This is a genomic window from Roseomonas sp. CCTCC AB2023176 (genome assembly GCF_042259275.1).
Taxonomy (GTDB): domain Bacteria; phylum Pseudomonadota; class Alphaproteobacteria; order Acetobacterales; family Acetobacteraceae; genus Roseomonas.
The window spans coordinates 4,984,438-4,997,433 of the sequence record NZ_CP170086.1 but is presented as its reverse complement, the minus strand read 5'-3'; the positions used below and the strand labels follow the sequence as shown (position 1 = coordinate 4,997,433).

General features: G+C 70.7%; 11 protein-coding genes. 6 read left to right on the top strand and 5 right to left on the bottom strand.

Going from position 1 to position 12,996, the window contains the following annotated elements; genetic code table 11:
* Positions 1-10: 10 nt before the first annotated feature.
* The 3 genes from ACE7GA_RS25030 to ACE7GA_RS25020 all read right to left on the bottom strand — a co-directional run bounded on the left by ACE7GA_RS25030 (position 11) and on the right by ACE7GA_RS25020 (position 4,409).
* A complete protein-coding gene (locus ACE7GA_RS25030; protein ID WP_376093174.1) occupies positions 11-997 on the bottom strand; it encodes an ABC transporter permease in 987 nt (328 codons plus the stop codon).
* A gap of 51 nt (positions 998-1,048) precedes the next feature.
* On the bottom strand, positions 1,049-2,995 hold the full coding sequence (locus tag ACE7GA_RS25025; RefSeq protein ID WP_376093171.1) for an ABC transporter substrate-binding protein: 1,947 nt from the start codon (positions 2,993-2,995) through the stop codon (positions 1,049-1,051).
* Positions 2,996-3,215: 220 nt separating this feature from the next.
* Complete coding sequence (locus ACE7GA_RS25020) at positions 3,216-4,409, bottom strand: BLUF domain-containing protein (protein ID WP_376093168.1); 1,194 nt, start codon at positions 4,407-4,409, stop codon at positions 3,216-3,218.
* 258 nt (positions 4,410-4,667) lie between these two features.
* On the opposite strand from ACE7GA_RS25020, the gene ACE7GA_RS25015 reads away from it, so the two are divergent.
* A complete protein-coding gene (locus ACE7GA_RS25015; protein WP_376093165.1) occupies positions 4,668-5,186 on the top strand; it encodes a GNAT family N-acetyltransferase in 519 nt (172 codons plus the stop codon).
* A gap of 9 nt (positions 5,187-5,195) precedes the next feature.
* Here ACE7GA_RS25015 and ACE7GA_RS25010 read toward each other — a convergent pair whose 3' ends face one another.
* The gene (locus ACE7GA_RS25010; RefSeq protein ID WP_376093162.1) at positions 5,196-5,615 is read right to left on the bottom strand and encodes a hypothetical protein; all 420 of its coding nucleotides are present in this window, start codon (positions 5,613-5,615) and stop codon (positions 5,196-5,198) included.
* Positions 5,616-5,669: 54 nt separating this feature from the next.
* On the opposite strand from ACE7GA_RS25010, the gene ACE7GA_RS25005 reads away from it, so the two are divergent.
* The 5 genes from ACE7GA_RS25005 (at position 5,670) to ACE7GA_RS24985 (ending at position 12,678) form a co-directional block, all read left to right on the top strand.
* Positions 5,670-6,602, top strand: a complete 933-nt coding sequence (locus ACE7GA_RS25005) for an ArsR/SmtB family transcription factor (RefSeq protein WP_376093159.1) — start codon at positions 5,670-5,672, stop codon at positions 6,600-6,602.
* Between the two features lie 11 nt (positions 6,603-6,613).
* Entirely contained in the window at positions 6,614-10,108 is a 3,495-nt protein-coding gene (metH, locus tag ACE7GA_RS25000; protein WP_376093156.1) for a methionine synthase, read from the top strand.
* A 34-nt stretch (positions 10,109-10,142) separates the two neighbouring features.
* Entirely contained in the window at positions 10,143-11,030 is an 888-nt protein-coding gene (locus ACE7GA_RS24995; protein ID WP_376093153.1) for a cation diffusion facilitator family transporter, read from the top strand.
* A gap of 704 nt (positions 11,031-11,734) precedes the next feature.
* A complete protein-coding gene (locus ACE7GA_RS24990; RefSeq protein ID WP_376093150.1) occupies positions 11,735-12,115 on the top strand; it encodes an energy transducer TonB in 381 nt (126 codons plus the stop codon).
* 8 nt (positions 12,116-12,123) lie between these two features.
* Positions 12,124-12,678 carry a cob(I)yrinic acid a,c-diamide adenosyltransferase gene (locus ACE7GA_RS24985; RefSeq protein WP_376093147.1) on the top strand — a complete coding sequence of 185 codons (555 nt, stop codon included), beginning with the start codon at positions 12,124-12,126 and terminating at the stop codon, positions 12,676-12,678.
* Positions 12,679-12,681: 3 nt separating this feature from the next.
* Here the strand turns inward: ACE7GA_RS24985 and ACE7GA_RS24980 are convergent, their stop codons facing one another.
* Complete coding sequence (locus ACE7GA_RS24980) at positions 12,682-12,996, bottom strand: response regulator (RefSeq protein ID WP_376093144.1); 315 nt, start codon at positions 12,994-12,996, stop codon at positions 12,682-12,684.

The following is a 12,996-nucleotide window of genomic DNA, read 5'->3' as shown; positions in this document are numbered from 1 at the left end:
TTGGGCCGCGCTATTCCAACCTGATCCGCGGATCCACCGCCGCGAGCAGCAGGTCCGAGATGAGGGAGCCGATCAGGGTGAGGGTGCAGAGGAGGAGGATGAAGGCGCCGGCAAGGTACATGTCCTGGCTCATCAGCGCCTGCAGCAGCAGCGGCCCGGCGGTCGGCAGGGACATGACGACGGCGACGATGGCGGCGCCGGAGACGAGGTTCGGCAGCAGCCAGGCGATGGTGGAGATGAACGGGTTGATCGCGAGCCGGCAGGGGTACTTCACCAGCAGCCGGAACTCCGACAGGCCCTTGGCGCGCGCTGTCGTGACGTAGGGCTTCGGCAGCTCGTCCAGCATGTTCGCGCGCATGATACGGACGAGGCTGGCTGTGCCGTTGATCGCCAGGATCAGCATCGGCACCCAGATATGCGACGCGAGGTCCGCGGCCTTGGCCCAGGACCATGGCGCGTTCTGGTACTGCTCCGAGAACAGCCCGCCCACGTCCTGACCGAAATAGACCACGGCCACGTACATCAGCACGAGCGCGAAGAGGAAGGACGGGATGGCCAGGCCGATGAAGCCCAGCGCCGTCACGAAGTAGTCGCCGATGGAATACTGCTTCACTGCCGAATAGACCCCGATCGGCAGCGCGATGGCCCAGGTCAGGACGAGGGTCGAGAGCGCCAGGATCAGCGTCAGCGCCATCCGTTCCCAGATAAGGTCGGACACCGGCTGCTGCCATTCGAAGGACAGCCCGAAGTCGCCGCGCGACAGGATGCCCCAGATCCACATGCCGTACTGGACGATGAAGGGCTGATCCAGGCCGAAGCGGGACCGCAGTTCCGCGACCATGTTCTGGTCCACCGTCTCGTTCGAGGCGGCGAGCGTCGCGATGTAGGTCGTGACGTAGTCGCCCGGCGGCAACTGGATCAGCACGAAGGCCATGAAGGAGACGACGAAGAGCGACGGCACCATCCAGGCGACGCGCTTGGCGGTGTAGGCGAGCATGGCGCCTCCTCACGCAAGGGGCAGGGCCGCGTCGCCGCGGCCCCGGGGCGGTCAGCCCTCGAAGAAGTACTGCTGCGGCATGGAGGGGCCGGGGTTCGGCCAAGACCAAGCCTGCGGCATCCCGTTCGGCACGTTCTTCAAACGGTTGACGGCGATGCCGAAGAGGTTCGGGGACAGCGACACGCCGAAGATCTCGAACGCATCCGCCGCAAGGTCGAAGACGCGCTTCATCAGCGGGGCCTGGTCCGCGACGTTTACCTTCGTCTTCGCCTCGTCGTAGAGGCGCATGCGTTCCCGCATGTTCTCGTTCGGCTCCTGGCCCTCGCGCCCGTTTGACGCGTACCACTGCGCCCAGGGAATGGCCTGGAGCGAACCCTGCGGGTGCATCGCGACGTAGTCGCGGGCATCCAGCATGGGGTCGAGGCCTCCGGGCCCGAGCCAGACCATGGCGTCGTGGTCGTTCGCGTCCATGCGCGTGTAGAACAACGCGCGCTCGATGGAGCCGACGCGCATGTCCACGCCGACCGCCGCCCAGTGGCGCTTGACCAGTTCCAGCGCGTCCACGTGGTCCGGGTTCAGCGTCGGGATGACGTTGATCGTGAAGGCGACCCGCTGCCCATCCGGGCGCAGGCGGAAGTTGGCGGAATCGCGCCGGCTGTAGCCCAGCGCGTCGAGCATCTGGTTCGACTTGTTCCGGTCCAGCTCCGTGTACTGGCGCGCCAGCTTCTCATGGTACCACGGGTGTCCCGGCCGCGGCCCGTGCTGCCAGGGCTCGCCCTGGCCGAGGTACACCGCCTCGATGATCTCCGCCCGGTCGATCGCGTGCGACAGGGCGACCCTGAAGTCCTTGTTGCCCAGCATCGCCCGCATCGCCGGGTCCTTGTGGACGATGTTGAGGTAGATCGACATCTGCTGCGAGTTGGCCGAGGTCGTGTCGAAGACCCGGTAGCCGCCGCGCTGCGCGTTGCGCGCGAGCGTCGGCTTGTTCTGCAGCGAGTCGAGGTGCCGCTCCTGGATGTCCAGCCGCCCGCCGATCGCGTCGAGCATGAGCGATTCCACGTCCTGCGCGATGCTGAAAGTGACGCCGTCGATGTAGGGCAGTTGGTTGCCCTGCGTGTCCACCTGCCAGAAATACGGGTTGCGGCGCATCGTCACGCGGGTGGAGCCGCCGGTATAGGGCTCCTGAATCACCCAGGGGTCGAGCGTTGGCTTCTGCGGGTTGCTCCAGCGGCTTGGGATCTCGATGTCCCCCATCCGCGCCCGGAAGAAGGAGGGCCAGTCGCTGTAGCCGGCGGCGCGGGCCTTCGTCAGCAAGTCGGGGTCGCCGCCGGGCATGAAGTGGCGCGCGTAGTGCCGGGGGAAGAGCGTGGCGTGCTGGCCCAGCGGCGTCGCGAGCTGCTGTAGGAACAGGCCATAGGGCCCGGCGAACTTGAAGCGGACGGCCGTGTCCGAAACCTTCGTCACCTCCGGCGGGCGGCCGTTAACGACGTAGAGTGAGGGATAGGATCGGTAGAGCTCGCTGTTGCCGAGGCACTCGGTCATCGAGAACACGACGTCATCCGCCGTGAAGGGCTGCCCGTCGCTCCACCTCATCCCGGGGCGCAGGTGGAAGGTGAACTCGGTCGCGTCGGCCGACACCTCCCAGCGCGAGGCGACGCCGGGCAGAACGTCGGTGAATTGCAGGTTCCAGCGCGTCAGCCCCTGGTTGCCGACGAGGCGGAGGATGCCGTTGTGGTCGGCCGATCCGCGCAGGCCGCGCCGTAGCGTCCCGCCGTGGCGGCCCACGCGCTCGACCGGCGTGACGACGAGAGGATCGGACGGCAGCCGCTGGTTCAGGGGCGGCAACGCGTTCGCGGCGACCTGACGCGCGAGGTCCGGCGCCTCGCGGGCTGCGCCCTGTGCCGCGGCGCCGCGCCCACCGAGGGATAGGGCCGCAGCGCCCGCCACCCCGGCAAGAGCGGCGCGGCGGCCGATATGTGTCGAGAGCTCGTCGGTCATGTCCTGGTCCCCCCGGGTGCGGTCCTGCCGCGCGGCCTCGTTCGAAGCCCGTTCTTGAACCGGATCATGAGGCCCGGGCTGACGCGCGGAAAGGGCCTCGCGCGGCTGCTCGGGAAGCAGGCCCACGTCGTGGGACGCGTCGCGGGGGCCGGCCGATCATCCACCCAGCCGCGCACTGTCGGTGCGGCGGCCGGGCCCGCGTGCGCTCCGGACGCGGTGCCTAGTCGAGATGGGCGAGCGCGCCGCTCGCCAGGTCGGCGCCGACGTCGCGCAGCGCGGCGCGGCCCTCGGCGAAGAGGCGCCCGCCGACGGCGACGATGATCCCCGGATTGCGGGACACACGCCGCGCCAGCGCGACGGTCCGGGCCAGGGCCGGAAGGCGGTCCGTGCGCGGGAGGGCGGGGCTGAGGCTGAGGTCCAGCGCATCGTAGCGCCGGTCGCAGAGGAGCCGCGCCAGCCCTTCCTCGTCCCGGGGCATCTCGTGCACGACGTCCCAGCCCGCACGGCGGAGCGACGCGGCCGCGAGGGATGCGCCGACGGCGTGGGGCTCGCCCGGGAGCGCGGTGACGAGGACGCTGCGCCTGGCTCCCTGGTGTGACGCCGCCGCGGAGGACAGGAGCCGCGCCGCGGTGTCGAGGCGCCAAAGCGCGAGCGTCACGTCGAAGTCGGTGCAGGAATCATCCGCCCAGGCATCGCCGATGCGCCGCGCCGCGGGTTCGAAAAGGGTGTGCCGGAGCGACGTGTGGCCCGGCCCCGCCGCGCCGGCCGCGAGCGCGGAAATGGCATCGGCGTCACCGCGGACGAGAAGTGCCGCGAGCTCACCTGTCAGCCGATGCTCCGGGACGCGGCGCAAGGGCTTGCCCGCGTGGTGTCCCAGGAGTTCGGGGAGGACGCGGTCACGGATGACTGTCTCGAGCAATTGCGCGATCGTCGGGTCCGACGGACGGGGAGAAAGGCGCCCGAGCCAATCGGCCGCGGCGTCCGGACTCCGGCGCATCGCCGACGAGACATCCCTGGAGAGGTGCATCACTTCTCCCTTCCGCCCGATCGCCTTCGATGTCGGCAGACCGAGCTTCATGTTCCAGTCGGCGAAGCTGCGACGCGGCGTGCCCCGGTGCGTCAGTACCTCGACATCCGCGTGTCGTCCGTCCGCGTTGATCGAGCGCATGACGCGGTCCAACCCGTCGGCCGGACCTTCAAGCCATTGGAAGAATTGGGAGTCTTCGAAGACGATGATGCCCGTTACTGCCTCGGTTCCGTTCCTCGCCTGCGCCGCGCGCGTCAGCGACAGGAGGTCGGGCGCCTGGAACGCGACTGTCGCGCGGCTCCGATAGACGATCATGGAGAGAGGGGCCGCAAGCACGCGGGCCGGCGCGGGAGGGGCCGTGCGCTGCGATGGCTGTGTCTCCGACACCCTTGATCCTTCCGCGGTGGGTCGCGAAGGCGCCTCGGGCTGAACCGGGGCGGGAGGGGGCCTGGAGCGCGTCGGCAGGTCGGGCCGGTCGAGAGCAAGGTCCCTCCGTCGCCGGAGGAGCCGGGGTGTCCCCGGGAAGATGCTACCTTACCTGCGCGGCGGCGGTCGGCGTCAAACGGATTCTGTGCCGCAGGTGCGAAGGCCTTCCCGGTCCAGGCACCGGTTTCGCGCGGGCGGGAAGCAGTCTAACCAACGCCCATGCCGATTCGCGATGCCCGCCCCGAGGACGCGCCCGCCGTGGCCGCGATCTACGCACACCACGTCCTGCACGGCACCGGCACCTTCGAGGAAGTGCCGCCTTCGGCCGAGGAGGTCGCTGCCCGGATCGCCCGGGTCCAGGCGGCCGGGAATGCCTGGCTAATCGCGGAGGAGGGGGGGGAGGTCGTCGGCTACGGCTACTTCGCCGCGTTCCGCGACCGCTCCGCCTACCGGTTCACCGCCGAGGATTCTGTCTACGTCCGCGACGACGTGCGCGGCCAGGGCGTCGGCAAGGCGCTGGTCGCCGAGCTTCTGGCGCGCGCCGAGGCCCGCGGGTTCCGCCAGATGATCGCAGTGATCGGGGATTCAGAAAATGTCGGGTCCATCGGCCTGCACCTGTCGCTCGGCTTCCGGCAGGCGGGGTTGTTGAAGTCGGCCGGGATGAAGTTCGGCCGTTGGGTGGACGTGGTGACGATGCAGAAGGCGCTGGGAGAAGGCGACCGCAACGTGCCGGAGTGAAGCGGGCGCTCATTCCTCGTCGGGCGGGAAGCGGTAGGACGGCGGGGCTTCGGGTGGCGGCGCGTCCGCGCGGAAGCGGCTGACCGTCACCGCGTCGTCCCGGAGGGCCGCCGCCAGCGCCGTACGCGACTCCTCGGCCGGGCAGAGCGCGACCACCCGGTCGAACCAGGGCGCCTCCCCCTTCACGCGGGCGAGGAAGAGGTGGTCCAGGGCGATCGCCACCGGGGACCGGGCGCCACAGCAGGAACACCCCGCGGCATGGGGCGCGCGATCGAGGTCGAAGCTGGCGAGCATCGCCGCCCCGGCGGGCATGGCGCGGTGGGGCGCTTCCATGAGGACGGCCACCGGCTTGCCGGGAAGACTTGCGGCGAGCGCCGTCTCATCCAGGACCACGGACACGGGGATGCGGAGATCGGCGAAGACGGGCATGGTGGCCTCCGTTCCGCATAGACATAAAGATATTGTTATGTCATATGCAAGGTCATGGATGAGATCCTCGCCCAGCTTCGCGCCGCGGCGGAGCCGACACGGCTGCGGCTGCTGGCCCTTTGCGCCCGCGGGGCGCTCTGCGTCACCGATCTCTGCGCGGCGTTGGGCCAGTCCCAGCCGAGGCTGTCGCGGCACCTGAAGCTGCTGGTCGAGGCCGGGCTGCTGGAACGTGTGCCGGAAGGATCGAACGTTTACTTCTCCCTGGCGCCGCGGGCGGCCCTTGCGCGCTCCATTCTGGCACGGCTGGCGGAGGACGACCCGCTGCTGGCGGCTGACCGCCGCGCCGCGGCGCGGCTGGTGGCGGAGCGAGTCCGCGCGGCCTCCGATGCCTTCCGCCGCGACGGGGTGGATTGGGACGAGGCGGGGGCTCTCGGCCTGCCGACCGCGCGGATCGAGGCGGCGTTGCTCGACGCGCTGCCGCCCCGGGCCGGGCGCCTGCTCGACATCGGCAGCGGTACGGGGCGTCTGCTGGAACTGGTCGCGCCGCGCTGCGACGCGGCGGTCGGGGTGGACGCGTCCCGCGATATGCTGGCGCTAGCGCGGGGGCGGCTGGCTGAGAAGGGGCTGGCCGACCGCTGCACGGTGCGGCAGGCCGACCTCTATCGGCTGCCCTTCCCCGACCGGTCCTTCGACGCGGTCACGATCCAGATGGTTCTGCACTTCGCCGAGGACCCGGCCGCCGCGCTTGCCGAGGCGACGCGGGTGCTGGCGCCGGGCGGCGTGCTGGTGATCGTGGATCTGGCGCCCCATGGGCGCGCCGACCTGCTGGAGCGCGGTGCGCACCGGCATCCCGGTTTCGACGACGCGGCTCTCGCCGGCTGGCTGGGGGCGGCTGGTTGTGCCGTTTCCGCCGCGCGCGAGGTCGCCGGCCCCCTGAACGTGCGCCTGTGGTCCGCGCAGCGCGCGACCGCGGCGCAACCTGCCTGAGAGGACGGACCATGTCCCGACCGCACCTGCTGGACGCCCTGCGCGACCACGTGCTGCTCTGCGACGGCGCGATGGGCAGCCGCGTCCAGGTCCTGCCCCTCGATATCGAGAAAGACTATTGGGGGCAGGAGAACTGCACGGAGGTCCTGAACCTCTCGCGTCCTGACCTCGTCCGCGACATCCACCGAGGTTACTACGAGGCCGGCGCGGACATGGTGCTGACCAACACCTTCGGCGGATCGCCCGTGACGCTCGGCGAGTTCGACCTGCAGGACCGGGCCTTCGAGATCAACAAGGTGGCCGTGGAACTCGCGCGCGAGGCGTCGGAAGGCTTCTCCGACGGCCGGCCGCGCTGGGTCATCGGCGACGTGGGGCCGGGGACCCGCCTGCCCTCCCTCGGCCACATCGCCTATGACGACCTGGAAGCCGCGCTGACGCTGCAGTGCCGCGGCCTTGTCGCCGGCGGCTGCGACGCGATCCTGACCGAGACGAACCAGGACACGCTGTTCATCAAGGCCGCGGTGAACGCGGCGAAGGCGGCCATCCGGGAGAGCGGGCGCGACATCCCGATCTTCGTGCAGGTCACGGTGGAGACGACGGGCACGCTTCTCGTCGGCCCCGACATCGCGGCGGCCGCGACGGTGGTGCACGCCCTGGACGTGCCGCTGATGGGCCTGAACTGCGCGACCGGGCCGCAGGAGATGGCGGAACACGTCCGCTGGCTCTCCCGCAACTGGCCGGGGATGGTGTCGGTGCAGCCGAATGCCGGGCTGCCGGAACTGGTGGACGGCAAGACGCATTACCCGCTCGGCGCGCCGGAACTGGCGTCCTGGATGGAGCGCTTCGTTCGGGAGGACGGGCTGAACCTGATCGGAGGCTGCTGCGGGACGTCGGTGCCGCACATCCAGGCGCTCGACGCGATGCTGCGGCGGCTGGGAGGCGATCGCGTGCGGCCCGCGCCGGTCGCGCGCAAGCCGGTCTGGGTGCCCTCGGTCGCCTCTCTCTACGGCGCGGTGTCGTTGCGGCAGGAGAACGCGTACTTCTCCATCGGCGAGCGATGCAACGCCAACGGCTCCAAGGCTTGGCGGGAGCGGCAGGCGGCCCATGACTGGGACGGCTGCGTCGCGATCGGACGGGAGCAGGTGGGCGAGGGCTCCAACTCCCTCGACATCTGCACCGCCTTCGTCGGGCGGGACGAGATGGCGGAGATGAACGAGATCGTGACGCGCTTCACGTCCTCGGTGAACGCGCCGCTCGTCATCGACTCCACCGAGACGCCGGTGATCGAGGCCGCGCTGAAGCGCCACGGCGGGAAGCCCATCATCAACTCCATCAACTTCGAGGATGGCGAAGGGCATGCGCGCGATCGCCTGATCCTGGCCAAGAAGTTCGGCGCGGCGGTCATCGCGCTTACCATCGACGAGGTGGGAATGGCGAAGACGGCGGAGGAGAAGCTCCGCATCGCGAAGCGCCTCGTCGAGTTCGCCTGCGACAAGCATGGCCTGCCGCAGTCCGACCTGATGATCGACCCGCTTACCTTCACCATCGCGACGGGCAACGAGGACGACCGCAAGCTGGGTCTCTGGACGCTGGAGGGCATCAAGGCCATCCGGGACGCGTATCCGGACATCCAGATCATCCTCGGCTTGTCCAACATCTCCTTCGGGCTCAACCCCGCGGCGCGCCACGTGCTGAACTCGGTCTTCCTGGACCACGCGGTGCGGGCCGGGATGACGGGAGCGATCGTCCACGTCTCCAAGATCAAGCCGCTGCACCTGATCCCGGAGGAGGAGGTGCGCGTCGCCGAGGACCTGATCTTCGACCGCCGCCGCGAGGACTACGACCCGCTGCAGCGCTTCCTCGAACTCTTCGCCGGCCGCAAGGCGGCGGACAGCGCGGGCAAGAAGCGGGCGGAGACGGCCGAGGGCCGGCTGAAGGATCGGATCGTGGACGGCGACCGCAAGGGGCTGGAGGACGACCTGTCGGAGGCGATGTCGAATGGCAGCAAGCCGCTCGACATCATCAACAACATCCTGCTCGACGGGATGAAGGTCGTCGGCGAGCTCTTCGGCGCAGGCAAGATGCAGTTGCCCTTCGTCCTGCAATCCGCGGAGACGATGAAGACCGCCGTCGCCTGGCTGGAACCGCACATGGAGCGGGTCGAGGGCCAGGAGAAGGGCACGATCGTCCTCGGCACCGTCAAGGGCGACGTCCACGACATCGGCAAGAACCTCGTGGACATCATCCTGACGAACAACGGCTACAAGGTCGTCAACCTCGGCATCAAGGTGCCGCTGAACGACATCGTCGCCGCCGCGCGCGAACACAAGGCGCATGCCATCGGCATGTCCGGGCTGCTCGTGAAGTCGACGGTGGTCATGCGCGAGAATCTCGAGGAGATGTCGCGCATCGGGCTGGAGGTGCCGGTCATCCTTGGCGGTGCCGCGCTCACGCGGAACTACGTGGAGGATGACTGCGTCCGCGCCTATGCCAGCGGGCGCGTCGCCTATGCGCGCGACGCCTTCGATGGGCTGCACCTCATGGACAAGGTCATGGGGAACGGCTTCGACGACTACCTCGCGGCGGTGCAGGCCAAGCGTTCCGGCAAGGGAAAAACGTCCAAGCGCGCGCCGGGGGTCGCGGACGTGCGGGGGTTCGCCCCCGTGGACGTGAACTACGCGCAGGCGCGGCGGCGGCGCATGACGGCCGAGGAACCCGTGCCGAACCCGCCCTTCTGGGGTGCCAGGGTGCTCTCGGCGCCGCCGAAGGCCATCGTGCCGTTCATCAACGAGCGGTCGCTGTATCAATTCCAGTGGGGCTTCCGGAAGCAGGGCCGCTCGCTCGACGACTTCATCGGTTGGGCGAAGCAGGAACTCCGACCCGTGCTGAAGCGCATGCTCGCGCTGACGGAGGAGCAGGAGATCCTGAAGCCGCAGGCCATCTACGGCTACTGGAAGTGCGCGGGGCAGGGGAACGACCTCATCCTCTTCGAGGAGGATGGTCTTACGGAGGTCTGCCGCTTCAACCTGCCGCGCCAGCCGAAGGAGGATGGCGACTGCATTGCCGACCTCGTGCGCGACGTGAACGATGCGGAACGTGACGTGATCGGCCTTCAGGTCGTGACTGTCGGCCAGAAGGCGTCCGACATCGCGCGCGACTGGTTCGAGGACAACCGCTACCAGGACTACCTCTACCTCCACGGCCTCGGCGTGGAGATGGCGGAGGGCATGGCGGAATACGTCCACAAGCGCATCCGCGCCGAACTGGGCTACGCGGCGGAGGACGACCGGGACATGGAGAAGATGCTGTCCCAGGGGTATCGCGGGGGACGCTACTCCTTCGGCTACCCGGCCTGCCCGAAGCTGGAGGACCAGGAGCCGCTCCTGCGGTTGCTGGGCGCGGAGCGCATCGGCGTGACGATTTCCGACGAGTGGCAACTCCACCCGGAACAGTCCACTTCCGCGATCGTGCTCCACCACCCCCGGGCGAAGTACTTCACGGTCTGACTCCCCGGCGCCTGCCGTGGTATCGGCGCGCCCGATGAAGGACAGCATCGCCCTGGCGTGGGGCAGCGTGATCGTGTCCGTCGCCGTCCTGGCCCTCAAGAGCGGGGCTTGGGCGATGACGGGCAGCGTCGCGCTCCTCGCGGACGCGCTGGAGTCGACGGTGAACGTGGTCGCCGCCGGCGCCGCGCTTCTGGCCGTGCGCTATTCCGCCATTCCGGCGGACGAGAACCATCCCTACGGCCACGCGAAGGCCGAATACTTCTCGGCCGTGCTGGAAGGCGTGTTCATCGTCGTCGCGGCGGGGATGATCCTGTGGCAGGCCTACGGGGCCTTCCAGGACCCGCGCCTGCCCGAGGCGCCCTGGTCCGGCCTCGGAATATCCCTGGTCGCAACGGCCGTGAACGCGGCCTGGGCGACTGTGCTCCTGCGGCGGGGCCGCGCCCTCCGCTCGCCCGCTCTGACCGCCGACGCGAAGCACCTGTGGTCGGATGTCGTGACGTCCGGCGGGGTCGTCGTGGGCGTCGGCCTTGCCGCGACGACGGGCTTCGCCATCCTCGACCCGGCACTCGCCGCGCTGACGGCCCTGAACATCCTCTTCTCCGGCTGGCGCCTGCTGCGGGAAAGCGTGGGCGGGCTGATGGACGAGGCCGTCCCGCCCGAGACCCTTGCCCAGGTCCGCGCCACCGTCTCCGCCGCGGCGGAAGGGGCGATCGAGGCGCATGACCTTCGCACGCGGCATGCGGGGCGCCAGACCTTCGTCGAGTTCCACCTTGTCGTCCCCGGGGAAATGCCGGTCGCCACGGCCCACGACATTTGCGACCGGGTGGAGGTGGCACTGAGGGACCTGCTGGGCCCCGCCACCATCACCATCCACGTCGAGCCGGAGGGGAAGGCGAAGCACTCCGGCGTCCTGGTGCTGTGACGGCCGCCACTGTCCCTGTCACGGTCCCCGTCGCGCGGCCCGAATGGCGGGCGCGGGGACGCCGGCGGCGGACGGCGGCGTGGCCGGGCTGGGCGGCCGCCGGGCTGCACGGCGCGGCCCTGGCCGCCCTCGTCCTAGCCTCGATCCGCGTCCCGCCCGAACCGCTGCGGGAGGAAGGCGTGCCCGTGGTCTGGGCCGGCCCCGAGGGAAGCGGGGAGGGCGCGCCGATCCTGGCACCCCCTTCCGTCCCCCTGCCGCCGACGCCCGACGCGGCCGCCGACCTGCCGACCCCAACCCCAATGCCGCCCGCGCCGGCGGGGGCGGCACCCCCGACGGCCCTGGCGGCACCGGCACCGCCGGTTCCGGTCGAGGCCCCGGCCCCCGCCCTGCCGACCCCTGCGGCGGCGCCTGCTCCTCCGCCGCCGCCCCTGACCCCAATCCCGCCGACGCAGCTCGTCGACGGGGCTCTGCCACTGCCGCCGCAGGTCGCGGACGAGCCTGCTGCACCCGCCCCGGCCCCGCCCGCGACGGCCCAAACCGCGCCACCCGCGCCAGCGCCCCCGACACCAGTGACCTCGACGCTCGACCCGGTGCCCCGCCCCCAGGCTGCGCCTCGCCCACCCGATCCGGCGCGTCCCCGGCCCGCCGAGCCGGCGCGCGAAGCGCCACCCCGCGTTCCCACGCCGCCCGCGCGTACGGCCGTGGTGGCTTCCCCGTCGGGCCCGTCCGTCCAGGCCTCCCCATCCGATGCCGCCCCCGCCGCCGGCGTCCGGCTGGGCGCGGGGGCCTTCGGGGCGCCGGGGCTGACGCAGGGCGTCGGCGCTCCGCTGCCGGGCTGTGCGGACGCCATCCCCTACCCGCCGGACGAGCGCCGCCGCGGCGTCACCGGCGCCGTGAACCTGCGCCTGCGCATTCGCGACAATGGCGGCGTGGTCGAGGCGCGGGTGATCGAGAGCAGCGGCTCCACCGGCCTGGACGAGGCCGCGGTCCAGGGCATCCGCCGCTGCCGCTTCGCGCCGGCGGTGCGCGACGGCATCAACGTGTTCGGGACGCGCGAGTACCGTGTCGTCTTCCGATTGGAGTAGGAAATCGCATGGTCAGGCTGGACGTCATCACCACCCGCGGCGGCGATTCGGGCGAGACCTCGCTCGGCGACGGGACGCGGGTGCGGAAGGATCACGCGCGGATCGAGGTCCTGGGCGCGCTGGATGAGGCGAACGCCGCGATCGGCCTGCTGCGCCTGTACGACACCGGCCCGCACGACGCGGCGCTGGCGCGAATCCAGAACGACCTCTTCGATCTCGGCGCCGATCTCTGCGTGCCCCTCGAGGAAGGCGGGCGGGAAAGGCTGCGCGTGACGGCGGCGCAGTGTGCGCGGCTCGACGCGGAGATCGAGGCGATGAATGGCGCGCTGCCGCCGCTCACCTCCTTCGTCCTGCCCGGCGGCACGGCGGCCGGGGCGCATGCGCACCTCGCGCGAACCCTCGCGCGACGGGCGGAACGCGCCGTCGTCACGCTGGCGGCGGAGGAGGCGGTGAACCCGGAGGCGGTGCGCTACCTCAACCGCCTGTCGGACCATCTCTTCGTGCTGTCCCGCGCGGTGAACGCAGGGCGCGACGTCCTCTGGGTCCCCGGCGCGAGCCGGTAGGCGTCAGACCGCCTCGGCGCGCGCCGGCGCGACGGCGGCGAGCGCCGCGATCAGCTCCGCCTCCTCCACCGGTTTGCGCAGCAGCGGCAGGCCGGCGGCGAGCGCCTCCTCCTCTCGCTCCGCGAAGCCGGTCATCAGGAGGACGGGCTGGCCCGGATGCCGCGCCCGGATTTCCAGCGCGAGGTCGAGGCCGCTGCGACCGCCTGGCATGACGAGGTCGGTCAGCACGACGTCGGGCCGCGCACCCTCCGCCAGCACTGCCAGCGCGCCGCCGGCCGCGGCGAGGCGCTGCACCTGGTGCCCTCGGCCCGTCAGCAC

Excerpts from the sequence above, each read along its gene's own strand:
- ACE7GA_RS25030 (WP_376093174.1), bottom strand. The coding sequence starts at position 997 with ATGCTCGCCTACACCGCCAAGCGCGTCGCCTGGATGGTGCCGTCGCTC.
- ACE7GA_RS25025 (WP_376093171.1), bottom strand. The coding sequence starts at position 2,995 with ATGACCGACGAGCTCTCGACACATATCGGCCGCCGCGCCGCTCTTGCC.
- ACE7GA_RS25015 (WP_376093165.1), top strand. The coding sequence starts at position 4,668 with ATGCCGATTCGCGATGCCCGCCCCGAGGACGCGCCCGCCGTGGCCGCG.
- ACE7GA_RS25010 (WP_376093162.1), bottom strand. The coding sequence starts at position 5,615 with ATGCCCGTCTTCGCCGATCTCCGCATCCCCGTGTCCGTGGTCCTGGAT.
- ACE7GA_RS25005 (WP_376093159.1), top strand. The coding sequence starts at position 5,670 with ATGGATGAGATCCTCGCCCAGCTTCGCGCCGCGGCGGAGCCGACACGG.
- metH (WP_376093156.1), top strand. The coding sequence starts at position 6,614 with ATGTCCCGACCGCACCTGCTGGACGCCCTGCGCGACCACGTGCTGCTC.
- ACE7GA_RS24995 (WP_376093153.1), top strand. The coding sequence starts at position 10,143 with ATGAAGGACAGCATCGCCCTGGCGTGGGGCAGCGTGATCGTGTCCGTC.
- ACE7GA_RS24985 (WP_376093147.1), top strand. The coding sequence starts at position 12,124 with ATGGTCAGGCTGGACGTCATCACCACCCGCGGCGGCGATTCGGGCGAG.